Origin of the sequence: Kitasatospora sp. NPDC058218, from assembly GCF_042882445.1 — a bacterium.
Lineage (GTDB): Bacteria > Actinomycetota > Actinomycetes > Streptomycetales > Streptomycetaceae > Kitasatospora.
Genome location: NZ_JBHVWC010000016.1, coordinates 1 through 24,669 on the forward strand (window position 1 = coordinate 1; position 24,669 = coordinate 24,669).

21 protein-coding genes are annotated in these 24,669 nt (G+C 72.8%); 11 read left to right on the forward strand and 10 right to left on the reverse strand.

What is annotated here, in order from left to right; translation table 11 throughout:
- Window positions 1–3,176, forward strand: a 3,176-nt coding sequence (locus ACFVYI_RS12250; RefSeq protein WP_387883950.1) for a serine hydrolase, incomplete at its 5' end; no start/stop codon positions are given.
- 354 nt (window positions 3,177–3,530) lie between these two features.
- The gene (locus ACFVYI_RS12255) at window positions 3,531–5,387 is read left to right on the forward strand and encodes a BTAD domain-containing putative transcriptional regulator (protein WP_387883952.1); all 1,857 of its coding nucleotides are present in this window, start codon (window positions 3,531–3,533) and stop codon (window positions 5,385–5,387) included.
- Between the two features lie 56 nt (window positions 5,388–5,443).
- Here the strand turns inward: ACFVYI_RS12255 and ACFVYI_RS12260 are convergent, their stop codons facing one another.
- Entirely contained in the window at window positions 5,444–6,868 is a 1,425-nt protein-coding gene (locus ACFVYI_RS12260) for an MFS transporter (protein WP_387883955.1), read from the reverse strand.
- Window positions 6,869–7,121: 253 nt separating this feature from the next.
- On the opposite strand from ACFVYI_RS12260, the gene ACFVYI_RS12265 reads away from it, so the two are divergent.
- From ACFVYI_RS12265 to ACFVYI_RS12280, 4 genes are all read left to right on the forward strand, one after another.
- Window positions 7,122–8,015, forward strand: a complete 894-nt coding sequence (locus ACFVYI_RS12265; protein WP_387883958.1) for a TauD/TfdA family dioxygenase — start codon at window positions 7,122–7,124, stop codon at window positions 8,013–8,015.
- Between the two features lie 44 nt (window positions 8,016–8,059).
- A complete protein-coding gene (locus tag ACFVYI_RS12270; protein WP_387883959.1) occupies window positions 8,060–9,046 on the forward strand; it encodes a TauD/TfdA family dioxygenase in 987 nt (328 codons plus the stop codon).
- Window positions 9,047–9,115: 69 nt separating this feature from the next.
- Complete coding sequence (locus tag ACFVYI_RS12275) at window positions 9,116–9,433, forward strand: hypothetical protein (RefSeq protein WP_387883960.1); 318 nt, start codon at window positions 9,116–9,118, stop codon at window positions 9,431–9,433.
- A 219-nt stretch (window positions 9,434–9,652) separates the two neighbouring features.
- Window positions 9,653–9,796 (forward strand): hypothetical protein, encoded by a 144-nt coding sequence (locus ACFVYI_RS12280; protein WP_387883962.1) that lies wholly within the window; start codon window positions 9,653–9,655, stop codon window positions 9,794–9,796.
- 139 nt (window positions 9,797–9,935) lie between these two features.
- On the opposite strand, the gene ACFVYI_RS12285 is transcribed toward ACFVYI_RS12280, so the two are convergent.
- Window positions 9,936–10,892: a pirin family protein gene (locus ACFVYI_RS12285; protein WP_387883964.1), complete on the reverse strand. Its 957-nt coding sequence runs from the start codon at window positions 10,890–10,892 to the stop codon at window positions 9,936–9,938.
- Window positions 10,893–11,057: 165 nt separating this feature from the next.
- Window positions 11,058–11,564 carry an SseB family protein gene (locus ACFVYI_RS12290; protein WP_380327897.1) on the reverse strand — a complete coding sequence of 169 codons (507 nt, stop codon included), beginning with the start codon at window positions 11,562–11,564 and terminating at the stop codon, window positions 11,058–11,060.
- A 215-nt stretch (window positions 11,565–11,779) separates the two neighbouring features.
- On the opposite strand from ACFVYI_RS12290, the gene ACFVYI_RS12295 reads away from it, so the two are divergent.
- The gene (locus ACFVYI_RS12295) at window positions 11,780–13,609 is read left to right on the forward strand and encodes an acyl-CoA dehydrogenase (protein ID WP_387883966.1); all 1,830 of its coding nucleotides are present in this window, start codon (window positions 11,780–11,782) and stop codon (window positions 13,607–13,609) included.
- Between the two features lie 331 nt (window positions 13,610–13,940).
- Window positions 13,941–15,236: a M18 family aminopeptidase gene (locus tag ACFVYI_RS12300; protein WP_387883968.1), complete on the forward strand. Its 1,296-nt coding sequence runs from the start codon at window positions 13,941–13,943 to the stop codon at window positions 15,234–15,236.
- 63 nt (window positions 15,237–15,299) lie between these two features.
- On the opposite strand, the gene ACFVYI_RS12305 is transcribed toward ACFVYI_RS12300, so the two are convergent.
- The 3 genes from ACFVYI_RS12305 to ACFVYI_RS12315 form a co-directional block, all read right to left on the reverse strand.
- Window positions 15,300–17,114, reverse strand: coding sequence for an NHL domain-containing thioredoxin family protein (locus ACFVYI_RS12305; RefSeq protein WP_387883971.1), 1,815 nt, complete (start codon window positions 17,112–17,114; stop codon window positions 15,300–15,302).
- A 60-nt stretch (window positions 17,115–17,174) separates the two neighbouring features.
- Window positions 17,175–18,341, reverse strand: coding sequence for an acyltransferase family protein (locus ACFVYI_RS12310; RefSeq protein ID WP_387883974.1), 1,167 nt, complete (start codon window positions 18,339–18,341; stop codon window positions 17,175–17,177).
- Window positions 18,342–18,496: 155 nt separating this feature from the next.
- Window positions 18,497–19,021, reverse strand: a complete 525-nt coding sequence (locus tag ACFVYI_RS12315) for a GNAT family N-acetyltransferase (protein WP_387883976.1) — start codon at window positions 19,019–19,021, stop codon at window positions 18,497–18,499.
- An 89-nt stretch (window positions 19,022–19,110) separates the two neighbouring features.
- On the opposite strand from ACFVYI_RS12315, the gene ACFVYI_RS12320 reads away from it, so the two are divergent.
- The gene (locus ACFVYI_RS12320) at window positions 19,111–19,596 is read left to right on the forward strand and encodes an LURP-one-related/scramblase family protein (RefSeq protein WP_387883978.1); all 486 of its coding nucleotides are present in this window, start codon (window positions 19,111–19,113) and stop codon (window positions 19,594–19,596) included.
- 48 nt (window positions 19,597–19,644) lie between these two features.
- Here the strand turns inward: ACFVYI_RS12320 and ACFVYI_RS12325 are convergent, their stop codons facing one another.
- Window positions 19,645–20,874: a glutathionylspermidine synthase family protein gene (locus ACFVYI_RS12325; RefSeq protein WP_387883981.1), complete on the reverse strand. Its 1,230-nt coding sequence runs from the start codon at window positions 20,872–20,874 to the stop codon at window positions 19,645–19,647.
- Between the two features lie 5 nt (window positions 20,875–20,879).
- Window positions 20,880–21,233: a hypothetical protein gene (locus ACFVYI_RS12330; protein WP_387883984.1), complete on the reverse strand. Its 354-nt coding sequence runs from the start codon at window positions 21,231–21,233 to the stop codon at window positions 20,880–20,882.
- 161 nt (window positions 21,234–21,394) lie between these two features.
- On the opposite strand from ACFVYI_RS12330, the gene ACFVYI_RS12335 reads away from it, so the two are divergent.
- Window positions 21,395–21,817, forward strand: coding sequence for a DUF350 domain-containing protein (locus ACFVYI_RS12335; RefSeq protein ID WP_360633610.1), 423 nt, complete (start codon window positions 21,395–21,397; stop codon window positions 21,815–21,817).
- Between the two features lie 50 nt (window positions 21,818–21,867).
- Here ACFVYI_RS12335 and ACFVYI_RS12340 read toward each other — a convergent pair whose 3' ends face one another.
- Window positions 21,868–22,227 (reverse strand): winged helix-turn-helix transcriptional regulator, encoded by a 360-nt coding sequence (locus ACFVYI_RS12340; RefSeq protein ID WP_387883987.1) that lies wholly within the window; start codon window positions 22,225–22,227, stop codon window positions 21,868–21,870.
- 98 nt (window positions 22,228–22,325) lie between these two features.
- On the opposite strand from ACFVYI_RS12340, the gene ACFVYI_RS12345 reads away from it, so the two are divergent.
- Window positions 22,326–23,216: an NAD(P)-dependent oxidoreductase gene (locus ACFVYI_RS12345; RefSeq protein WP_387883989.1), complete on the forward strand. Its 891-nt coding sequence runs from the start codon at window positions 22,326–22,328 to the stop codon at window positions 23,214–23,216.
- A 216-nt stretch (window positions 23,217–23,432) separates the two neighbouring features.
- Here the strand turns inward: ACFVYI_RS12345 and ACFVYI_RS12350 are convergent, their stop codons facing one another.
- Window positions 23,433–24,506, reverse strand: coding sequence for an aldo/keto reductase (locus tag ACFVYI_RS12350; RefSeq protein ID WP_387883992.1), 1,074 nt, complete (start codon window positions 24,504–24,506; stop codon window positions 23,433–23,435).
- Window positions 24,507–24,669 lie beyond the last annotated feature (163 nt).

Sequence of the window (24,669 nt, forward strand, 5' to 3'; positions counted from 1 at the left end):
CCGGCGAGGTCTACATCGACGGCACCGGCATCTCCCGCGGCTACCACGCCCGCCCCGACCTCACCGCCGAGAAGTACCTCCCCAACCCCCACGGCGCTCCTGGCACCCGCCTCTACCGCACCGGCGACCTCGCCCGCTTCCTCCCCGACGGCACCCTCGAAACCCTCGGCCGCATCGACAACCAGGTCAAGATCCGCGGCTACCGCATCGAACTCGGCGAAATCGAAGCCCGCCTGCGCGAACACCCCCACATCACCGACACCGTCGTCACCGTCCGCGAACCCAGCCCCGGCAACAAGCGCCTCACCGCCTACCTCGTCACCGACACCGAGATCGACACCACCGCCCTACGCACCCACCTCGCCACCACCCTGCCCGAATACATGATCCCGACCGCCTACCTGACGATCGACGCGATCCCCCTCACCGCCAACGGCAAGGTCGACACCCGCGCCCTCCCCACCCCCGACCTCAACGCCCCCACCACCACCCACACCGCCCCCCGCACCCCCCTCGAAGAACGCCTCGCCACCATCTGGGCCGACGTCCTCGACCTGCCCCAGGTCGGCATCGACGACAGCTTCTTCGACCTCGGCGGCGACTCCATCCGCGCCGTCCAGGTCCTGGCCAAGTGCCGGGAGGCCGGCGTGCCGCTGGCGCTGTGGATGATGCTCCAGGCCAAGAGCCTGGCCGAGCTGGCGGGCATGATCGACGCCGAGCCGGCCGACCCGGCCGGGCAGCCGGGGATGCCGCTGACGCCCAGCCAGCACCGGCTGCTGGCCTCGGCCGACGGGGGTGCCCGGACGGTCCGGCTGGCGCTCGGGCGACTGCCCGACGAGGCGCTGCTCGCCGCCGCGCTCGGCGCACTCGTGGAGCGCCACGAGGCCCTCCGGCTGCGGCTCTCCGCCGACGGCCGGTCGGCCGAGCCGACCGCGGCGCCCGTCGGGACGGCCCTGCTCTCGGTGCTCGACCTCGGCTCCGTGGCGCCCGCCGACCGCGCCGGCGAGATCGACCGGGCGGTCGCACGGGACCGGGCCGGGCTGGCCCCGTCCGAGGGTGCGATGCTCCGGGCCACGCTGGTCCGCTTCGACGACGAGAAGCGCCACGAGCTGTGGCTGACGATCCACCAGCTCGCGGCGGACGCCTCCTCCTGGCCCATCGTGCTCGCCGATCTGAACGCCGCCTACGCGCAGTCGGCGGCGGGAGTCCCGGTGCTGCCGGCCCCGGTCGAGGTGCCGTGGCGGGCCTGGGCGCAGGAGCTGGCCGAGCAGGCGCACTCCGAGCGGGTGGCCGAGCAGGCCGAGCACTGGCTCGACCGGGCCGAGGCCGTGCCGCTGCCGGTGGACCGGTTCGGCCAGGCGCCGTGCCGGGCCACCGAGGAGACCGTCACGGTCGTCCTGCCCGCCGAGCGGACCGCCGCGCTGTTGGCTGATCCGCGCCCCGAGCAGTCGCTGCTGACCGCCCTCGGCCAGACCCTGGCGCAGTGGGCCGGCGGCGACCGGATCGGGCTCGACGTCCTCACCGACCCGCGCCACCAGCAGGTGCTGGCCGCCGAGTTGGCGAGCACCGTCGGCCCGCTGGCCGACCTCCACCCGGTGGTGCTGCGGATCCCCAAGGGGCGCGAGCTGTCCGCCGTCCGCACCGCGGTCGCGCGCCGGCTGCGGTCGGTGCCGGCGCCCGCGCACGGCTACGGCCTGCTCCGTTACCTGGCGCCGGACGCCGACCTGGCGGCGGAGCTGGCGGACCTGCCCACCGGCGAGGTCCGGTTCAGCTTCACGCCGGCGGTGCCGGCGGCCGTCGCGCAGGCGTCCACCGGTGCCGAGCGGGACGGCGAGCCGCCGCTGGTGTTCGTCCCGGGCCGGATCGAGCTGCGGGCGGCCCCGGACACGCCGTCGACCCACCTGCTCGACATCGCGGCCGAGGTCTACGACGGCCGGCTGTACCTGCACTGGACGTACAACACCGCCGTCCACGAGCCGGCCACCGTCCAGCGCCTCGCCGCCGAGCAGCTTCGCTTCGTGGAGGAGCTGCTGGGCCAGGCCGGTGACCAGCCGGCGGCCCCCTCGCGCGGCGGGTCCGCGGCGGCCCCGGCGGGTGCCGCCGGGGTGGCCGAGGTGATGGCGCGGCACGGCATCCCGGGCGCCTCGCTGGCGCTGATCCGCAACGGCGAGCTGGCGGCGGTCGAGCAGTTCGGAGTGCTCGGCGTGGAGGAGCCCGTCCCGGTGACCGCCGAGACGCTGTTCCCGGCCGGGTCGATCTCCAAGCACGTGACCACGTTCGCCCTGCTGCGTCTCGTCGAGGCCGGCGTGATCGAGCTGGACCGCGACGTCAACGAGTACCTCACCTCCTGGCAGGTCCCCGCGCTGCCCGGGGTGTCGACCCCGGTGACGCCCCGGCTGCTGATCGCCAACCTGTCCGGCATCGCCCCGCATCCGGACGTCGACGGGAACTACCACCGCCACGACCCGGTACCCACGGTGCTCGACGTGCTGAACGGGCGCCCGCCGGCGATCACCCCGCCGGCCCGGCTGCTGGACGAGCCCGGCGGCACCTTCCGGCAGATCCCGCTGAACTACTCGGTGCTCCAGCAGGCCATGGCGGACGCCACCGGCGAGGAGTTCCCGGCCCTGGTGCACCGGCTGGTGCTGGCGCCGCTGGGGATGACCGGCAGCGGCTTCGGGGTGTCCTTCCCGGACGAGCTGGGCCGGCCGTACGCCCGTGGCCACCACGCCGACGGCACCCCGGTGTCCGGCGGGTACGTGCTCAACCCCGAGCTGGCGGCCGGCGGCCTGTGGACCACCGCGGCCGATCTGGCCAGGCTGGCCGTGGAGGTGCGGCGCTGCCACCTGGGGCACCCCGGCGGCCTGGTGGGCGCCGAGCTGGTCCGGCGGATGCTCGCCCCGCAGTCCGGCCGCTCCTACGGCTGGAGCACCATCGTCGACGACACCAGCGGCGACCTGGAGTTCGGGCACGGGGGCCAGGCAGTCGGCTTCCAGGCGATGACCGGCCTGCGGGTGCATTCCGGCACCGGCGTGGTGCTGCTGTCCAACGCGGTCGCCGGGCGGGAGCTGGTCAAGCACCTGCTCGCCACGGTGTGGACCGGCCAGAACCGGCTGGCCCACCTCTGGCAGCAGGCGATCGACGAGGCCACCGAGGCCGAGTCGCGGCTGAGCTGAGCCGATCGAGGGGCGGGTGCTCCCACTCCGGCAGCCGGCCCCCGTCCATCCCGCCGCACGGCGGGGCGGGCGGGGGCCGGCCCTTCTTATCGGCGGCCCCGTCCGGAACTCCGGCCCGAAGCCGGTTCCCGAAGCCCCCGGTCGCTCCTAGTAGTCCCCGAGCCGCCCCGAGTAGCCCCCGGGCGTGACCACATCGTGCCAGTGCAGCGTCCTGACGTCCCCGGAGCACTGACTCGGCCCGCTGACCGGCCCAGAATCCAGAGGCGGGGCCGCTGCCCGGCGCCGGCGCGCCAGGTCGCGGGGTCGTCGCGGACGCCGCCGTCCGCACGTATTCGGCACAGCACAGGGGGAATCATGGAACTGCGCGTCCTAGGCCCAGTCGAGGTCCTCGACGACCAGGGCCTCCACATCGAGCTACCGGGCGTCAAGGCGCAGACGGTGCTCGCCAGCCTGCTGCTGGCGAACGGCCAGACCGTCTCCGACACGCACCTGAGCGACATGCTGTGGGCCTGGGACCCGCCGACCACGATGACCGCGCAGATCTACACCTACGTCTCCCGGCTGCGTAAGCGCCTGGGGCCGGACGTCGAGCTGATCCGCCGGCCGCGCGGCTACCAACTGATCACGCACGACGCCAAGTTGGACCTGACGACGTTCGAGCGGCTGGCCCGTCGTGGCCGCGACGCGCTGACCCGGGGAAACCTGGCGCAGGCCGCCGACGACCTGCGGGCGGGCGTGTCCCGCTACCGCGGCACGGTGCTCGGCAACGTGACCGAGTTCCTGGCGGACGCCGAGCGGCCCCGGCTGGAGGAGCTGCGGCTGGCCGCGCAGGAGGACCTGGTCGAGGTGGAGCTCGCGCTCGGCCGGCACCAGCGCCTGGTGCCGGAGCTGACCGCGCTGGCCACCGAGCACCCGACCCGGGAGCGGCTGCGGGCCCAGCTGATGACCGCGCTGTACCGGTGCGACCGGCAGTCGGACGCCCTCGCGGTCTTCCACGCCGGGCGCCGGATCCTGGCCGAGGAGCTGGGGATCGACCCGGGGGCCACCCTGACCGGTGTCCATCAGGCGGTCCTGGAGGGCACCCTGGGTCTGCCGGACGCCGGCCCGGCGCCGTCGGGCCCGGTGCGGCTCGGCTCGGCCGCCGCCCGGCCGGTGCCGGCCATGCTGCCGCCGGACGTCGCGGACTTCACCGGCCGCCGGGCGGAACTGGCCCAGCTGGAGCGGTTGGTGGCAGCGGACGGGGCCGGTGCCGGTCCCCGGCGCGCGCTGATCACCGGGATGGCCGGGGTCGGCAAGTCGGCGCTCGCCGTCCACCGGGCGCACCGCCTGCGGGACCGCTTCCCGGACGGTCAGCTCTACGCCGACCTGACCGACCAGGACGGCACCTCCCGCTCCCCGGAGACCGTCCTGACCTCCTTCCTGCACGCCCTCGGCGTCGAGTCCGCCACTCCCGACCGGGGGGTGCTGGAGCTGATCCGGCTGTACCGCACGCACTGCGCCGGAGCGCGCCTGCTGGTGGTGCTGGACAACGCGGTGAGCAACGCGCAGATCGCCCCGCTGCTGCCGAACGGGCCCGAGTCGGCGGTGATCGTCACCAGCCGCCGCCACCTGCTCGCCGCCTCGGGGCGGGACACCCTGGCGCTGCCGGTGTTCGACGACGGGGAGTCGATGGAGCTGCTGGCCGCGCTGGTCGGGCCGGAACGGGTCGCGGCGGACCTGCTGTCGGCGCGGGCGATCGTGGCCAGCTGCGCGGGCCTGCCGCTGGCCGTGCGGATCGCCGGGGTGCGGCTGGCGGCCCGGCCGCACTGGCCGCTGTCCCGGCTGGCCGGCCGGCTGGCCGACCAGAGCACCCGGCTGGACGAGCTGAGCTTCGGCGAGCTGCGGGTGCGCGAGACCATCCGGCGCTCGCTGCGCGAGGTCAGCCTGCGTGGTCGGCAGGTGCTGACCAGGCTCGCGCCCTTCGGGACGGGCGTCTTCCCCGCGGAGGCGGCCGCCTGGGAGCTGGGGCTGCCGCAGGCGACGGCGGAGCAGGTGCTGGAGGAGCTGGTGGACATCCGGCTGCTGGAGGCGGCCGGCGCGGGCGGCTCCGAGCGGGGCGGCTACCGGCTGCACGAGCTGGTGGTGCTGCTGGTGTCCGGGCCGGGCGCGGGCGGCGTGCCGAGCCAGCGCGGGGCGTCGCGGACCCGGGCCCCGCAGCTGCTGGCCGGCTGACGGCGGCAGCACCGCGCGAGCCTCCCGACGCGCCCCGTCGGGAGGCTCGCGCGGTCCTACGCCGCCGCCTCCCGGCCGGCCGCCCGGACGGCCGGGCTGAGCGTCACGGCGGCGGTCAGCAGCAGCAGGACGGCGGCCATGGTGATGGCGGTCCAGGTGGTCCCGGCGCGGGCGAGCAGGTAGCCGGCGGCCAGCGATCCGAGCGCGTTGGCGCCGGAGGTCAGGAAGGCCGAGGTGGCCGTCACCCGGCCCTGCAGCTCGTTCGGGGTGTTCCTGGCCATGTAGACCCCACCGCAGACGTTGAACAGCCCGGCGACGAACATGATCCCGGCGGCCACCACGCCGATCGCCACCGGCTGGTGCAGCAGGGCGACCAGCGGCATCAGCGCCAGCCAGACCAGGTGGCCCAGCACGGCGGTGGCGTACAGGCCGACCCGCTTCGACCACCAGCCGGCCGCCAACGCGCCCAGCAGGCCGCCGGTTCCGGCCACGCCGGAGACCAGACCCAGCACCGCGGGGCTGCCGCCGTGCTCCTTGATCACCACCATGACGGTGAGGCCCAGCATCTGGAAGAGCAGGTTGCTGCCGGCGAACACCGCGGTCATGATCCGCAGGAACTTCTGGCGCCAGAGCCAGACCACGCCGTCCTTGATCTCGTGGTGCAGCCGCTGCGGGGGACCGCTCGGGGTCGCCCGCAGGTCGCGGCGGATGAAGGTCAGGCAGATCAGCGCGATCAGGTCGGCCACGGCGGTGACGGCGAACGGCAGCCAGCGCAGCACGGTGAAGAGCAGCCCGCTGAGCGGCTGGCCGAGCAGTCCGATGGCCGCACCGCGGGCCTGGTTCTGCGCGAGCGCGGCCGGCAGCTGCTCGCTCGGGACGACGTTGCGGACGGTCACCTGCTCGGCGGTCGCGTAGAAGATCCCGAGGGTGCCCTCCACGAAGGCGGCGGCCATGATGAGCGGCACCCAGACCCAGTGGTGGTAGGCGGTCAGTGCGACGGCGGCGAAGGCGAGCATCCGGACGGCGTCGCAGACCAGCATCACCTTGCGCCGGTCCCAGCGGTCGACCAGTGCCCCGGCGGGCAGTTGGACCAGCAGGTTGGGCAGCGCCGCGGCGAACGCGACGTAGCCGCAGGCGGTGGCGGACCCGGTCTGCCAGAGCACCAGCATCGGGTAGGCGACCATCGAGACGGTGGAGCCGAACTTCGACAGTCCGGCGCCGACCCAGAGCCGCAGGAAGTCCGTGTTCCGCCGCAGCGGCACGGTGGGTGACGGTGCGTCGGCACCAAGCGCGGCGTCGTCCGTCGCGTCCTGCGGCTCCTCGGTGGCCTCCCGCGGCTTCCCGGCAGTGACCGCCGCCCCGCCGCCCGCGGCCTGCGGGTCCCCGGCCGGCGGTGCGTCGGCCCGCGGTCCGTCGGTCCCGGCCGTCGGCCCGGTCCGGTCGGAACGCCCACGCGCGTCGGCTGCTGTCGGTATGGTCATGAGGGGCCCTCTCGCTGCCGTCGGACCGTTTCCGGCACTGGCTCGCCAGCCTTGGGTCGCCTCCTATCGATTCCCTATACCCCGGCCCGGTGCGGCCCCGGCGGGCGCGAATATCGCTGGAATATAGGGGCTTTCGGGACCGTCCTCCTGCCACGAATTTCCGCGTGGCCGTCTGTCGACCTGGAAGGGGGTCGCGGCATTGGGCGCACGTCCCGCCTGGAAGCCGTTGGAGATCAGCCCGGAATCACTGTCCGTGTCCGAAGACTCGGGCCTCGACGGGCTGCTCGAATGGCTCGATTCCACCCCTGATGTCGAGTCATTGCTGGACCGGGAGAAGGCCCTCGTGTTCCGGGGCTTCGGCGCCACCGAGGAGCGGCTCGCACCGGTCATGGACCGGCTGCTGCCGAACCGTCTCGCCTACGTGCACGGCAACTCGCCGCGCACCAAGGTCGGTGACAACGTCTACACGTCGACGGAGTACCCGGCCGAGTTCACCATCTCGATGCACAACGAGCTCTCGTACGCGCACCAGTGGCCCGCACGGCTGCTGTTCTGCTGCGTCACGGCCGCCGCCACCGGGGGCGCCACCCCGGTGGTCGACGCGGCGCTGTGGCTGGAGCTGCTGGACGACGAGGTGCGCGAGCGGTTCGCCGACGGCGTCCGGTACACCCAGAACCTGCACGGTGGCCTGGGCCTCGGCAAGAGCTGGCAGGAGACCTTCGAGACCGGGGACCGGGACGAGGTGAACGCGTTCCTGGCGGCCTCGCACGCCGTCAGCGAGTGGCGGCGGGACGGCAGCCTGCGGATCATCCAGAACCGCCCGGCGACCGTCCACCACCCCAGGACCGGCGCCGAGGTCTGGTTCAACCAGTCCGACCAGTGGCACCCGGCCGCGCTCGGTGACGAGACCGCGGCCGCCCTGGCCAAGGTCATGCCGCAGGAGGAGCTGCCGCAGTCGGTGGCCTTCGCCGACGGGTCGCCGATCCCGGCGGAGTACGTCCTGCAGGTCCGCGACCGCGGTCTGGCGGCGGCCGTGGACGTGGACTGGCGCCAGGGCGACGTCCTGCTGATCGACAACCTGCTGGTCGGCCACGGCCGCCGGCCGTTCACGGGGGCACGCCGGGTCCTCGTGGCCATGTCCGACTGACATCCGGTTGAGAACCAGCGAAGAAGCCTGAAAGGGGTCATTCGATGACCACGGTGTTGTCGCCGTCAATCCGCACCACCCCCGCCGTCACCCTGACCGACGCCGAGCGCGACGAGGTGTACGCCCTGGCCGTGCAGCTCGTCGGGGTCGAGCGCGGCATGGTCGACGAGATCGCGTGGATGGAAGCCGCCCGCAAGCTCTCCGCGCGGCTGCCGCTGCGCGTCCGGGAGGAGGTCCGCCGCTACCGGCACGACCCGGGCCCGGACGGCCTGCTGATCCTGCGCAACCTGCCGAACGACGTGGGCTCATTGCCGGTGACCCCGACGGTGCCGGAGTCGGTGGAGCGCGAGGCCACCGTTCCGGCCGCGATCTCGGCGCTGGTCAGCCTGGCCCTGGGCGAGGTCGTCGCGTACCGCGAGGAGAAGTCCGGCGCCCTGGTGCAGAACGTCGTCCCGGTGCCGGGGCGCGAGGAGTCGCAGAGCAACGCCGGCTCCGGCACGCTGCTCGAACTGCACGTGGAGAACGCCTTCCACCCGCACCGCCCCGACTACGTCGGGCTGTTCTGCCTGCGCAACGACCACAGCGGCACCGCCGGCACCCTGGTGTCGTCGATCCGCCGGGCACTGCTGATCATCCCGGACAACGTGATCGAGGTCCTGATGCAGCCGCGCTTCGTCACGCAGCCGCCGCCGTCCTTCCACGCCGGCGCCGAGACCGAGTACCACCCGGTGCTGGAGGGTGCGGCGGACGACCCGAACATCCGGGTCGACTTCAGCGCCACCACCGGTCTGGACGAGACCGCCACGGCGGCCCTGGAGATCCTGCGCGGCGCCCTGCTCGACGTCTCGGCGATGCTGGTGCTCCAGCCCGGCGAGCTGGCCTTCGTGGACAACCGCCTGTCGGTGCACGGGCGGACGTCCTTCGAGGCCCGCTACGACGGCCACGACCGCTGGCTGCACCGCACCTTCGTGCACCTCGACCACCGCCGCAGCCGCGGCCACCGGGCCGGCAACGGCCTGGTCCTCTACTAACCGCCGCGGCGGGAAGCGGTCGCGGTCCCCCCGGCTGCGGCCGCTTCCTGCCACACCTCCCTGGTAGTCATGCACATCGTCCTGGCCGATCTGGCCATTCCGGCCGACGGACCCTCCGCCGAGGAGGTCCGCGACGGCCTGCTGCGCTGCGCCGAGCCCGGCCACGGGCTGCAGCACGTCTACGTCGAACCCCGGGACGGGGCGGTCCGCGCCGCGCTCTTCCTGTCCCGGGCCCTGGTGAGGGAGGCCGAGGAGGCCGCCCGGGAGCTCTGCCTGGCCTACTGCTCGGGCCTGCGGGGCGGGAGCCTGGTCCGGGTCGGGGCGACGCTCGTCCCGGAGTTCGGGGAGGTCCTGTTGTCCGGGGAGCTGGACGAGGCGGAAGGGTGACCGCGGCAGCAACGTGCCATGGCAGCACCCTGGCCTACCGATTCCATGGTCAGGTCATCTCGACCGTGTGAGAGTAGAGGTGTCGGCAGGGGGAGCTCCTCGGAAATCAAGGAGAAGCCGCCGAAAGTGTCGAGCCGGATCAGGCTCGCCCACGACTTCACACGCACGTGCTCGCGACATTGCGCGGGCAGGGTAATTGGGGGAATTCGAATGAACGCCATGGCTATTGTCCGCCGTTTCGCTCCGGCCGCCGTCGTGCTGTCCGTCACCCTGCTGCTCGCGCCGGCCGTCTCGCTGGTCGACGCGGTGGCCGATGCCCGGGGCGGTACCGTCACGGTCGCCATGAACAACGGCTGGGACTGACGCTCCGTCCGAATCCGACGAGGGCTCACATCGCTGTACCGACAGCGGGAACAGACGCCGCGACGGCCCTCCGAATCCCCGTGCGGGGGTTCGGAGGGCCGTCGCGGTTCTCCATCGGCCGTGGTGGCGGCCGTCGGGGTCAGCTCGCGCTGCTCGGGATGGTCCCGAGCCGGCCGGCCTGGAAGTCCTCCATGGCCTGCTGGAGCTCGCGGTGGCTGTTCATGACGAACGGGCCGTAGTGGGCGACCGGCTCCCGGATCGGCTGCCCGCCGAGGAGGACGACCTCGAAGTTGGCGCTCCGGGAGTCCTGGGCGTCGTCCGCCCGGATGGTGAGGGAGTCGCCCTCGCCGAAGACGACGGCCTGTCCCATGTGGAACGGGCGCCGCTCCGAACCCGCCGAGCCGCTCCCGGCGAGGCCGTACGCCAGGCCGTTGAAGTCGGCCCGCCAGGGCAGCGTGACCTCGGCGCCGGGGTTCACGGACACGTGGATCATCGTGATGGGCGTGTGCGTGGCGCCGGGGCCCTGGCGGCCCGCGATGTCACCGGCGATGAGCCGCACCAGCGCGCCGCCGTCCGCCGAGGCGAGCAGCTTCACGCTGCCGCCCCGGATGTCCTGGTACTTCGGCGCGATCATCTTGTCCGCGGCGGGCAGGTTCACCCAGAGCTGGAGGCCGTGGAACAGGCCGCCGGACATGACCAGCGACTCCGGCGGGGTCTCGATGTGCAGCAGGCCGGAGCCGGCCGTCATCCACTGGGTGTCGCCGTCGGTGATGACGCCACCGCCGCCGTGCGAGTCCTGGTGGATGAAGGTCCCGTCGATGATGTACGTGACCGTCTCGAAGCCGCGGTGCGGGTGCCAGGGGGTCCCCTTGGGCTCGCCGGCCGCGTAGTCCACCTCGCCCATCTGGTCCATCATGATGAACGGGTCCAGGTACTTCTGGTTGATCTTCGCGAAGGCGCGGCGGACCGGGAAGCCCTCGCCCTCGAAGCCGCTGGGGGCGGTCGACACGGCCAGCACGGGGCGCGGCCGGGAGTCTTCGGCGGGGGCCGCGATGCGCGGCAGGACAAGCGGGTTCTCGACGGTCACGGCGGGCATGTCGGCCTCCTTCGGGGGGTTCCTCTGGCCTACGTCCCCGAGATTAGTTCAATTCTCAACAAGAAGCAAGTTGAACTTTGAACTATGTGGCGACGGCGGGGCCGCGGGTCCGTTCCGGGTGGGTCCGTCGACCGCGCGGGGCCGGCCCGCGCGGTCCTGTCGTCGTCAGCCGTACATGCGGCGCATGGTGAAGTCGACCATCTGCTCGACCGCCTTGGCGTCGAACACCATCCGGTGCTCGCCCTCCATGTCCAGGGCGAAGCCGTACCCGGTCGGCAGCAGGTCGAGCACCTCGGCGCCGGTGACCGTGAAGTGCTTCGAGTCCTTGCCGGCGTAGCGGCGCAGCTCCTTCAGCGAGCTGAACATCGGGATCACCGGGGTCGGCGTGTTGTGCAGCGCCAGGAAGCCCGGGCGGTCGCCGCGCGGGCAGTGCACCTTGGAGGTGATGAAGATGGCCTGGAAGTCCTCCACCGCCATCGAGCCGGTGGTGAAGGCCCGGACGGCGTCCGCCAGTGACGGCGGGGACGGCTCCGGGTACAGGGACTGCTGCTGCGACGCCTGCGGCTGCTCGCCGTACGGGCCGGGGCCGGGCATGCCGTTCATGCCCGGCTGCGGTCCCGCCTGCTGCTGGTAGGGATCGCCCGGGTATGCGTTCTGGTCATAGCCGTACACACGGACAGGCTATCGGGAGCGCGGCCGCCTGTGCGGGCGTCGATCCTGACAAGGAGTGGCCGTCCCGGCTTGTGGGACGTGACCACGTTCATAGCGGATTCACCGCCAGGGGCTTGAAACAAGTTACCGCTGGGTAGCATCATGATGCTTACTGGTGGGTACGGGGCGCCCGAACGCGGCGGTCTCCCGGAAGCGACGAACCGGAGAAAACGGCGATGGGTCACTACAAGTCCAACCTGCGGGACGTGGAGTTCAACCTCTTCGAGGTGTTCGGCCGCGAGCAGGTCTACGGCACCGGACCGTTCGCGGACATGGACGTCGAGACCGCGAAGAACATCCTGAGCGAGATCGCGCGCCTGGCCGAGAACGACCTCGCCGCGTCCTTCGTCGACGCCGACCGCAACCCGCCGGTCTTCGACCCGGAGACCAACACCGCTCCGGTCCCGGCCTCGTTCAAGAAGAGCTACCAGGCCTTCATGGACGCCGAGTGGTGGCGCCTGGGCATCCCGGAGTCCATCGGCGGCCAGGTCACCCCGTCCTCGCTGATCTGGGGCTTCGCCGAGCAGATCCTCGGCTCGAACCCGGCCATCTGGATGTACTCCTCCGGCCCGGCCTTCGCCGGTGTCATCGCCGACGAGGGCACCGAGGAGCAGCTGGAGGTCGCCAAGCGGATGACCGACCGCCTCTGGGGCTCCACCATGGTGCTGACCGAGCCGGACGCCGGCTCGGACGTGGGCGCCGGCCGCACCAAGGCGATCAAGCAGGAGGACGGCTCCTGGCACATCGAGGGTGTGAAGCGCTTCATCACCTCGGGCGAGCACGACATGTCCGAGAACATCATCCACATGGTGCTGGCCCGCCCCGAGGGCGGCAAGCCGGGCACCAAGGGCCTCGGCCTCTACATCGTGCCGAAGTACGACTTCGACTGGGAGACCGGCGAGCTCGGCGAGCGCAACGGCGTCTACGCGACCAACGTCGAGCACAAGATGGGCCTCAAGGCCTCGAACACCTGCGAGATGACCTTCGGTGCCAAGCACCCGGCCAAGGGCTGGCTGCTGGGCGAGAAGGTCGACGGCATCCGCCAGATGTTCAAGATCATCGAGTTCGCCCGGATGATGGTCGGCACGAAGGCCATCGCCACCCTCTCCACCGGCTACCTGAACGCGCTGGAGTACGCCAAGGAGCGCGTGCAGGGCGCCGACATCTCGCAGTTCCTGGACAAGACCGCGCCCCGCGTGACCATCACCCACCACCCGGACGTGCGCCGCTCGCTGATGACCCAGAAGGCGTACGCCGAGGGCATGCGCGCGCTGGTCCTGCTCACCGCCTCCACCCAGGACGACGTGCTGGCCGCCCGCCTGCGCGGCGAGAGCGACGAGGCCGCCGAGCGCCTGAACGACCTGCTGCTGCCGATCGTCAAGGGCTACGGCTCGGAGAAGTCCTACGAGCAGCTCGCCCAGTCCCTGCAGACCTTCGGTGGCTCCGGCTACCTGCAGGAGTACCCGATCGAGCAGTACATCCGGGACGCCAAGATCGACACCCTCTACGAGGGCACCACCGCGATCCAGGGCCAGGACTTCTTCTTCCGCAAGATCGTCAAGGACGGCGGCCAGGCGCTCACCGCGCTGTCCGAGCAGATCCAGAAGTTCCTCGGCTCCGCCGCGGGCGGCGACGCCCTGGCCGCCGAGCGCGAGCTGCTCGCCAAGGCCGCCGGCGACCTGGAGGCCATCGTCGGCAAGCTGCTGGCCGACCTCTCCTCGGTCGAGCAGGACGTCAAGAACATGTACAAGGTGGGCCTCAACACCACCCGCCTGCTGATGGTCTCCGGCGACGTCGTGGTCGGCTGGCTGCTGCTGCGCCAGGCCGCGGTGGCCCTGGCGAAGCTGGAGGCCGGCGCCCCGGAGAAGGACGTCGCCTTCTACCAGGGCAAGGTCGCGGCGGCCCGCTTCTTCGCCAAGAACATCCTGCCGACCGTCGGCTCGCAGCGCCTGATCGCCGAGGGCATCGACAACGAGATCATGGAGCTGGCGGAGGAGGCGTTCTGACGCCCGTCCGCCCACTGACCGCCTGACCCAACCCTCACGCCGAAGGGCCCGGTTCCTCGACCGGGCCCTTCGGTGTTCCGGCGTCCCGGCCCGCCGTGGCTCCCCGGCGTGGCCCCCGGCTGCCCTTTCGCGGTCGCCGGGGCCGGCATGACCGTCCGCGACCGGCCGCAACCGCTGGGTGTGCGGCATCCGGCGCGGCGTCAGTTCACGTTTCTGTCTGCGTTCTGCATCCGTTGGGAGGTTCCGAGTGTCCTGTCCGTGTACGGGCATATGCTCAAGGGGCGAAGCCGACCCCCATCCGGCTTCGGCCTTCCCTCGACTCAGGAGCAGCATGTCGACCGCCGCCCGTCAGGCCTTCTTCGACCGGACGCACACCGATGATCTGATTGCCTTCCTCGGTACCTCACCGTCGCCCTACCACGCGGTCGCCAGCGCCGCCGAGCGGCTGGAGAAGGCGGGTTTCCGGCAGGTCGCCGAGACGGACGCCTGGGACGCGGTGGCCGGGGGCCGCTACGTGATCCGGGGCGGCGCGCTGATCGCCTGGTACGTGCCGCAGGGCGCCGGTCCGCAGACGCCGTTCCGCGTCGTGGGCACCCACACCGACTCGCCGAACCTGCGGGTCAAGCCGGTGCCGGACACCGGCTCGGCGGGCTGGCGGCAGGTCGCGGTGGAGATCTACGGCGGCGTGCCGCTGAACACCTGGCTCGACCGCGACCTCGGCCTCTCCGGCCGCCTCGCGCTGCGGGACGGCAGCTCCCGGCTGGTGCAGCTGGACGAGCCGCTGCTGCGCGTGCCGCAGCTGGCGATCCACCTGGACCGCCAGGTCAACGAGGGGATGAAGCTCGACAAGCAGCGCCACCTGACCCCGATCTGGGGCCTCGGCCCGGTCGACGAGGGCTCGCTGATCGAGTACGTCGCGCAGCGCGCCGGGGTGGCCGCCGCCGACGTGGCCGGCTGGGACCTCATGACGCACGACGTGCAGCCCGCCACCTACCTGGGCCGGGACCGCGAGCTGCTGGCCGGGCCGCGCCTGGACAACCTGCTCTCGGTGCACGCCGCCACCGCCGCGCTGGCCGCCGTGGCCGGCGAGGACCTGCCGTACATCCCGGTGCTGGCCGCCTTCGACCACGAGGAGACCGGCAGCGAGTCGGACACCGGCGCGCAGAGCCCGCTGCTGGGCAACGTGCTGGAGCGCAGCGTCTACGCGCGCGGCGGCAGCCCCGAGGACCGCGCCCGGGCGCTGGCCGGCACCGTCTGCCTCTCCTCCGACATGGGCCACGCCGTCCACCCGAACTACAGCGAGCGGCACGAGCCGGGGCACCACCCGATGCCGAACGGCGGGCCGATCCTGAAGGTCAACGTCAACAACCGGTACGCGACCGACGGCGTCGGCCGGGCCGTCTTCGCGGCGGCCTGCGAGAAGGCCGGCGTGCCGTGGCAGACCTTCGTCTCCAACAACGCCATGCCCTGCGGTACGACGATCGGCCCGATCACCGCGGCGCGGCTCGGGATCAGCACGGTGGACTGCGGCATCGCGGCGCTCTCCATGCACTCGGCGCGCGAGCTGTGCGGCGCCGACGACCCGTACCTGCTGGCGAGCGCGGTCAAGGCCTTCCTGGAGGGCTGAGCCCGCCCATGACGAAGGGCCCGGCGGGTGCCGGGCCCTTCGTGCTGCCGGTGCCGGTCGCGGCTACTCCATCCCGGCGAGCACCAGCGGCAGCCGGCTCGCGCCGTCCGCAGCCAGCTTCACCGGCACGCCCCAGTCCTGCTGGTGGACGTGGCAGGACGGGAACTCGATCTCCGGGTCGTCGTCGCAGGAGGCGGCCATCGCCGAGACGTGCAGCACGCCCTCGGCCACCCGGTCGGAGAGCACCAGCTCGCGGGAGAGCGCGGTGTCCGCCCCCGCACCGGAGACCAGCAGCTCGGGCGGGGTGGAGCTGACCAGCAGCCGGGTGGACGGACCGTAGCGCTCGTCCAGCTTCTGGCCGGTGGGCGCCGAGAAGACCACGTCCAGCCGGAAGGTGCCGGGGGCGACCTCGGTGGCGGCCCGCTGGGTGCGGTGCGCGACCGACTCCACCCGGACGGCCTCCTCGGGCAGCCGCAGCCTGGTGAGCCGGTGCCGGGCGGACTCGACCACCACGATGTCGCCGTCGACCAGCACCGCGCCGGAGGGCTCGCGCAGGTCGGTGGCGAGCGTGGTGACCTCGCCGCTCGCCGGGTCGAATCGGCGCAGCGCGTGGTTGTAGGTGTCGCTGACGGCCACCGAGCCGTCGGGCAGCACGGTGACGCCCAGCGGGTGCTGGAGCAGTGCCTGCTCGGCCGCGCCGTCGCGGTGGCCGAAGTCGAACAGGCCGGTGCCGACGGCGGTTCGGACCGTCTTCGTTTCACGTGAAACCGAACGCAGCGACGAAGTCTCCGAGTCGGCCACCCAGAGCAGCTCGCCGTCGGCCGAGACGGCCAGACCGGACGGCTGGGCGAACCAGGCCTCGTCGACGGGGCCGTCGACCAGGCCCTCGTTGGTGGTGCCGGCCGCGACACCGACGGTGCCGTCGGCCGGGTCGTACGCCCAGAGCTGGTGGACGCCGGCCATGGCGATCCAGACCCGGCCGTCGAACCAGGCGACGTCCCACGGCGAGGAGAGGTCCACCTCGCGGGCCGGGCCCTCGGTCGCGGAGCCCTGCCACCACTGCCGGCCGGTACCGGCCAGGGTCTCGACGCTGCCGTCGGCCAGCCGGACACCGCGCAGCGCGTGGTTGACGGTGTCGGCCACGATCACGTCGTACGCCGAGCCCTCCGGGAGCAGGGCGAGGCCCTGCGGCTCGCTGAACCGGGGGCTGGTGCCGTCGACCAGCCCGCGCACGCCGTCGCCGATCCGGCGGACGACGCTCTCGCCGTCCTCGGCCAGCTCGACCAGCGAGTGGTGGCCGGAATCGGCGACCAGGAAGTGGCCGTTCGGCAGCCGGACGGCCTTGCCGGGGAACTTGAGGTCCCCTGCGGTGGGCTCGGGCGCCACGTACGGGCCGTCGCCGCGGCGCAGGGTGCCCTTGGCCGCGTGCTCGGCCTCCAGCTCCTCGACCAGCCGGGCGATGGCGTGCGCGTGTCCCTCGCCGGCGTGCTGGGCGACCACGTACCCCTCGGGGTCGATCACCACCAGCGTCGGCCAGGCCCGCACCGCGTACTGCTTCCAGGTGGCGAGCGCCGGGTCGTCCAGCACCGGGTGGTGCACCTCGTACCGGGCGACGGCGTCCACCACGGCCTGGTGGTCGGCCTCGTGCACGAACTTGGGGGAGTGCACGCCGACGATCACCACGGTGTCGCGGTGCTTCTCCTCCAACTCACGGAGTTCGTCCAGGACGTGCAGACAGTTGATGCAGCAGAAGGTCCAGAAGTCCAGAACGGTGATCTTGCCCCGGAAGTCGGCGAGCGTGAGCTCCTTGCCGCCGGTGTTCAGCCAACCGCCTGCCCCGACCAGCTCGGGGGCGCGTACACGTGCACGAGATGCCATACCCCCATCAAACCGCACGGGGGTGCTGCTCATTCCGGCGGTCGCGGGAGGAGGACCGGGTCACTCCGGGCGGGAGGGGCCGGTGAGGGCCGGGGCGGGTCGGGCCGCGGTCGGCGGGTGGACGGTGGTGTCGGGTGCGCCGGCCGGGGCGGGCAGGGTGCGGCGGATCCGATGGGAGACGGTGTCGCACCAGGTGATCAGGCGGCGGCCGACCTCGATCATCGGCGTCTCCAGCCGGCGGTGCAGCAGGTCGGCGGCGGCCAGGGCGACCAGGCAGACGGCGGCCGCGAACAGCGGGGTGCCGCCGGGCAGCCACGGGGCCAGGGCGGCGGTGACGCTCACGGCCGAGGCCTGGAGCAGGTAGAGGCCGTAGGAGCGTTCGCCGACGAAGACCAGCGGGCGCAGCGAGAGGACCAGGCGGCCCGGGCCGGGGCCGAGCAGGGTGGGCAGCAGCAGCGCGACCCCGGTGCCGAAGAGGAAGATCGTGATCTGCTCGCCGCCGAAGTGGGCGGTCAGGTTCGGCAGGTTCGCGTGCAGGACGAGGAAGCCGGCACCGGCCACCGCGCCGACGACCGGGTGGGTGAGCGGACTGAGCAGGGCGAACCCGCGGCTGCTGTGCAGGACGACGGCGAGCAGGGCGCCGATCAGCAGCACCGAGTAGTGCAGGCCCATGCCCTTCCAGGTCTCGTTGTACGGCACCAGGACGAGGGCGATCGCGGCCACCGCGAGCGGGATGCGGAGCCTGTCGGAGATCAGGCCCACCAGGATCAGCGCGAGCGGCCAGACCAGGTAGAACTTCTGCTCGATGCCGATGGTCCAGGTGTGCAGGTACGGGGTGTCACCGGCGAGGTGGTACTCGTTCATGAAGCCGAGGTAGTTCGGCAGGTGGTCCATGAGCACCGTCCAGCCGTGGCCGGAGCGGTAGACGGCGACCATGGTGATCGCCAGCCCCAGGTAGTACAGCGGCACGATCCGGAAGACCCGCCGGATGTAGAAGTTCCGCAGTGATATGCGCCCGGTGCGGTCCCGTTCCCGGAGCATCAGGGTGGTGATGAGGAAGCCGGAGAGGACGAAGAAGGCGTGGACCCCGATCCAGCCGGAGAGGAACCGGGACTCCGGGCCGCCGTAGTGGAAGAAGACCACGATCACGGCGGCGAGCGCGCGCAGCCCGTCCAGCGCGTCGAACCGCCGCATCGCGAGGAATTCGGCGTGGGTGAGTCGGCGCATGGGGAGTCTCCGGCGGACGGGGCGTCGTTGCCGGGGCACCCGTGCGGGCACCCTCGGTCGGGGCAGCGACATCATGGCCGACCGTGGCCGTTCTTGACCATCCGGTGGTGGCCCGTGGCGGTTCCGTGCGGTTCCGTGCAGTTCTTGCGAACGGCTCAGCCCCGCTCCGCCGGGCCCGAGGACCAGCGGACCTCGCCGTCCTGCTGCTCGCCGGTGGGGGCCAGGTCGGCGGCACGGGCGACGGCGGCGGAGGCGTGGTGGTCGGGGTGGATGTGGGCGAACACCTCGGTGACGCCGGACGCCCGGAGGTGGGCGACCAGGGCGCGGGCGGCCTCGCCGGCGAGGCCGCGGCCCTGCCAGGGGGTGCCGAGGACCCAGGCGATCTCGGCGGCGCCCGCGCCGACGGTGGCCTGGACGTAGCCGGTCAGCCGGCCGTCGGCGCGCAGCCGCAGGGCCCAGTTGCCCCAGGCCGCGGCGGGGTCGGGGGAGCCGGCGGCGAGTCGGGCGTAGCGGGCCCGCAGGGCGTCGGCGGTCGCCGGTTCGCCGCCGGTGAAGGCGTGCAGGGCCGGGTCGGCGAGGGCGGCGGCCAGCTCCTCGGCGTGCTCGGGCCCGATCGGGAGGAGGTCGAGGCGCTCGGTGTGCAGGGGGACGGTGGTGGCGGACGCGTCGGCGGGGTTCACGGGGCCATCCAACTCCGTCGTGTGGCGGTGCTTCGCAGCGGGATGCCGATCGGGTCGAATGGACGGTACGTCCACGCGGAGGAGGCGGTATGCGGTACCTGGTCAGGGAGAAGCTGTTCGCGATCGGTGACGACTACTGGATCGAGGACGACCGGGGGCACAAGGCGTTCCTGGTGGACGGCAAGGTGCTGCGGCTGCGCGACACCTTCGAGTTGAAGGACGCCGGCGGCCGGGTGGTGGCCGTGGTGAAGGAGAAGGCGTTCACCGTCCGGGACGCGATGAAGATCGAGAACGCCGACGGCGACGTGGTCGCGACCGTCCGGGAGAAGCTGTTCACGCCGTTTCGCGACAAGTACCTCGTGGAGCTGGCCGGTGGCGGCGAGCTGAAGATCCACGGGAACCTGATCGACAAGGACTACCGGATCGAGAACGACCACGGCGACGACCTCGCCCGGATCTCCCGCAAGTGGTTCCGGGTCCGTGACACCTACGGCGTGGAGGTGGCCGACGGCGCCGACGCGGGGCTGCTGCTGGCCGTCGCGGCCTGCGTGGACCACTTGACCGAGGAGGACTGACCCCGGTCGGGCCGGGTGCTCCCGTCCGGCCCGGGCCGGACGGGAGCCTCAGACGATGATGTGCGGCAGGAAGCGGGCGCCCTGGTGGGTGATCGGGCTGTCGTCCGTCTCGCGGATGCCGAGGCCCGCCGCCTCGCCGTCGATCACCCAGGTGCCGAGCACCGGGCGGTTGCCGTCGAAGTCGGGCAGCGGGTGGTACTGCTGGTAGCAGTGGCCCTCGGCGCCGTAGCGGTCCGGGTCGCCGGCCCAGGCGGCGAGCCGGGTCTCGCCGCCGTCCGGCTCGACGATCCGGATGCCGGCGCCCTCCCGGCCGAGCAGCGGCTTGGCCGCGTACCCGGGGCCGTCCGGGTCGGCGAGTTCGCGCGGGCCGTCCAGGTAGGCGGGCAGCAGGTTGGGGTGGCCCGGGTAGAGCTCCCAGAGCACCGCCAGCAGCGCCTTGTTGGAGAGCAGCATCTTCCAGGCCGGCTCGATCCAGAGGGTGGAACCGGTGCCGCCGCCGTGGTCGATGACGTCCAGCAGCTGCTCGCCGAACTCGTCCTCGGCCAGCCACTCCCACGGGTAGAGCTTGAACGCCGAGCGGATGAAGCGGTGTTCGAGGTCGACGAAGCGGCCGGAGAGGCCGTCCCAGCCGATGTCCTCCATGGCGATGCCGACCGTTTCGATGCCGGCCTGCTCGGCGCACTCCTGGAGGTAGAGGGTGGTCATCCAGTCCTCGCCCTCGGTGTCGCCGCGCGAGTGGGCGAAGTGCACCGGGCCGGGCGGCAGCAGGTGCTTCTGGCGGGCCCAGGAGGCGACCAGCCGCTCGTGCAGCGAGTTCCACTGGTCGGCGGCGGGGAAGCGCTCCTCCATCCAGAACCACTGCGGGCCGGCCGCCTCGATCAGCGAGGTCGGCGTGTCGGCGTTGTACTCGAACAGCTTGGCCGGGCCGGTGCCGTCGTACGCGAGGTCGAACCGCCCGTAGACGGCCGGCTGTTCGTCGCGCCGCCGCCAGGACTCGGCGACGGTCGCGGCGAGCCGGGGGTCGGTGATCCCGTAGTCGGCGAACCGGCCGGTGCGGACCACGTGGTCGGCGGCGGCCAGGCACATCTCGTGCAGTTCCTCGACCACCTCCTCCAGCGCCTCCACCTCGGGCAGCGAGAACTCGTAGTACCCGCTCTCGTCCCAATAGGCGTGCGGGCCGCCCTGGTTGCAGGGATCGGAGCACATCGCGTAGATCAGGCCCTGGCCCTCGACGGTGGCCAGCCAGTCGGGACGCGGGGCGATGGTGCGGCGGCGCATCGCGGTCAGCCCCCGCCCGAGCCGCTGGAGCCGGACGGGCAGCCGAAGCCGCCGCGCTTGGTGGCGGCCTTGTCGAAGGTGCCGCCGAGCGCGGTGGTGCCGCCCGAGCCGCAGTAGTACCAGCGGCCGGCGGCGGCGGTGGTGGTGCCGCCCGTGCACGCGTGGCTGTCGAGCACCTTGAGCGTCGACGGGTCGACGCAGCGGCTCGGCGGGTTGCCGCCGCTGCCGGAGGAGCAGCCGGAGAGCGCCAGGGCGAGGGTGCCGACCATGCCGAGGGTGACGAAGCCCGAGCGGCGCCGGGCGTCCGGTCCCGGGCTGCCGGTTCCGATGGCTGTGGGGGGTGACTGGGACGGCGTCATGGCGCTCGATGGTACGCGTGGGCCGCGATGGTACGGGAGGGGCCCCGCATTCCTGTCCTGCCACGGGGCCGATGGGATATGTTTTGCCGATCCTTGACCGTCGGACCGGGCGGAGCCGGACCCGGCGGGATTCAGTGAGCGGACACGGGGGACGGACACCCATGAACGACATCCTGCACGGCCTCGGTGCGGCGGCCGCCTTCGGCGCCGTCGGCGTGGTGCTGCTGCTCCTCGGCGTCGGCCTGGTCGACGTGCTGACGCCGGGCAGGCTCGGCCACCAGATCTGGGTCGAGCGCAACCGCAACGCCGCCGTGGTGCTCAGCTCCGCGCTGCTCGGCATCGGCGGCATCGTCTTCACCGCGATCATGTACACCTACGAGGACTTCGGCAAGGGCCTCGTCTCCACGGCCTGCTTCGGCCTGCTCGGTCTGGTGCTGATGGCCGTCGCCTTCTGGGCGGTGGACATCCTGACGCCCGGCAAGCTCGGCGCCATCCTGGTCGACCCCGAGCCGCACCCGGCGGTCTGGGTCACCGCCAGCTGCAACGTCGCGGTGGCGGCGATCGTGGCGGCCGCGATCGCCTGACCCGCCGGCGCGGGGCCGGCCCGGCGCCGGCGCCCCCGGGCCCCGTCGCGTCACGCGGCCCCCCGGTCGGGGTGCGCGGCCCCGCCGAGGACGTGCTCGCGGCCCCAGGCCCCCAGCGGTGCCAGCGCCGCGTTGAGCCGCGCCCCGACCGCCGTCAGCGAGTACTCGACGCGCGGCGGCACCTCGTCGTACGACTCGCGGTGCACGATGCCGTCGGCCTCCAGCTCGCGCAGATGGGCGGCGAGCACCTTCTCGGTGATCCCCGGCACCTGGCGGCGCAGCTCGCCGAAGCGGCAGTGCGGCCGCTCGTCCAGCGCCCAGAGGATCAGCACCTTCCACTTGCCGCCGATCACGTCCATCGCCGCGTCGATCCCGCAGACGTACCCACCCGGCCTCGGCACCGTCGCCATGCCCCACCCCTTCCGACCTCATCGCTCACCTCAGGGTAACCACCCACTTCGAGGTGCGTACTTGTCCGCCGGCCGCCCCGGCGACGAGCCTGATCGGCATGGCACAGAACAACGTTGACCCCCTGTCGAAGACCTCCCTCACCCTGCTCGGACTCGGCGCGATGGGCACCGCGCTGGCGCGGACCTGGCTCGCCGCCGGGCATCCGCTGACCGTCTGGAACCGCACCGCCGCCCGGGCCGAACCGCTCGCCGCCCGGGGCGCCACCGTCGCCGCCACCGCCGCCGAGGCGGTCGCGGCCAACCGGCTGGTGGTCGTCTGCCTGCTCGACGACGCCTCGGTCGAGGAGGCGCTGGACGGTGTCGACCTGGCCGGCCGGGACGTCGTCAACCTCGTCACCAGCACCCCCGGCCTGGCCCGTACCCGCGCCGCCTGGGTCCGCGGGCGCGGTGCCCGCTACCTGGACGGCGGGATCATGGCCGTCCCGCCGATGATCGGCGTCTCGGCGGCCGGTCCGTACGTCTTCTACAGCGGCTCGCAGGAGCTGTTCGAGGAGCACCGCGACACCCTGGCCGTCCCGGCCGGCACCCGGTTCGTCGGCGAGGACGCCGGCTTCGCCGCCCTGTACGACGTGGCGCTGCTGAGCGCCATGTACGGCATGTTCGCCGGGGTGGCGCACGCCTTCGCGCTGATCGGCGAGGAGTCCGTGGCCCCGAGCGACCTCGCCCCGCTGCTGACCTCCTGGCTCCGGGCGATGGCCGGCTCGGTGGCGCAGACCGCCGCGCAGCTGGAGGCCGGCGACTACACCCTGGGGGTGGTCTCCAACCTCGCCATGCAGGTCGCCGGCACCCCCACCTTCCTGCGCACCGCCGAGGAGCAGGGCGTCAGCCCCGAGCTGCTCGCTCCGTACTTCGCGCTGATGGCACGTCGGCTCGCGGAGGGGTCCGGAACGGAGGACCTGACCGGAGTGGTCGACCTGCTGCGACGCTAGGCCGCAGTGGGAACCCCGTGTCCGGCAGGGAGGTTGACCGGACGACACTGCCGACGCGGGGAAGTGGGACGGCATGGAGCTCGGAGTCGTGCCGCACCGCCTCTGGCCGAGGGACGTCGGGGACCTCGACGCCGTGCTGGGCACCGCGCGGGAGGCGGAGCGGCTCGGGTTCGACCACCTGATCGCCGGCAGCCACGTGCTCCGCCTGGTCCCCGGTCACTGCCGGGGTAGCAGCTCCCGCGCCGCCCGGTCGGTGGCGGGGCGGCGGCGCAGCGCCGGGTCGGTGAGGGCGGGCGGCTGCCAGACGCCGTCCGGGTGGTAGACGTTCGTACCGGGCGGGACGATGGCGTCGATCCGGTCGAGGGCGGCGTCGTCCAGGGTGAGGTCGGCGCCCTTGAGGGCCGCCGCCAGCTGCTCCCCGGTGCGCGGGCCGATGATCACCGAGGTGACGGCCGGGTGCGCCAGGGGGAAGGCGAGGGCCAGTTCGGGCAGGGTGCGGCCGAGGTCGTCGGCGAGCGCGGTCAGCTCCTCGACGGCGTCCAGCTTGGCCGCGTTGACCGGCAGCGCCGGGTCGAAGCGGGCCGGGGTGAGGGCGGCCCGGCCGGTGCCGAGGTCGATCGGGCGGCCCTTGCGGTAGCGGCCGGTGAGGAAGCCGGAGGCGAGCGGGCTCCAGGTCAGTGCGCCCATGCCGAGCCGCCGGACGGTCGGCAGCACCTCCCGCTCGATGCCCCGGGCGAGCAGCGAGTACGGCGGCTGCTCGGTCCGGAAGCGGGGCAGGCCGCGGCGCTCGGCGACGTGGTACGCCTCGACGATCTCCTCGGCGGGGAAGGTCGAGCAGCCGAAGGCGCGGATCTTGCCGGCCGTGACGAGGTCACCGAGCGCGGAGAGGGTCTCCTCGATGTCGGTGGTGTGGTCGGGCCGGTGGACCTGGTAGAGGTCGATCCAGTCGGTGCGCAGCCGGCGCAGGCTCTCCTCCACCTCGCGGACGATCCAGCGCCGCGAGTTGCCGCGCCGGTTGCGGCCCTCACCCATCGGGAAGTGCACCTTGGTCGCGAGGACGACGTCGTCGCGGCTGCCGCGGCTCTCCAGTGCTTTGCCGACGATCTCCTCGGACTCGCCCGCCGAGTACATGTCCGCGGTGTCGACGAAGTTGATGCCCTGGTCGAGGGCGGTGTGGATGATGCGGGCACAGTCGTCGTGGTCGGGGTTGCCGACCGCGCCGAACATCATGGTGCCGAGGCAGTAGGCGCTCACCTCGATGCCGGTGCCGCCGAGGACGCGGTAGCGCATGGTTCAGTCTCCCTGCTCAGGATCCGTGCCGAGGCGTCAGACAGTAAGGGTTGGAGTGCACTCCAGGGCAAGGGGTGGCCGGGGCCGACGGGCCCACCCTCGCGGGGGAGCGGGTTCCCCCGCGAGGGGGAGGCCCGGCCCGGGCGGCCGGTGTGACCGTGGG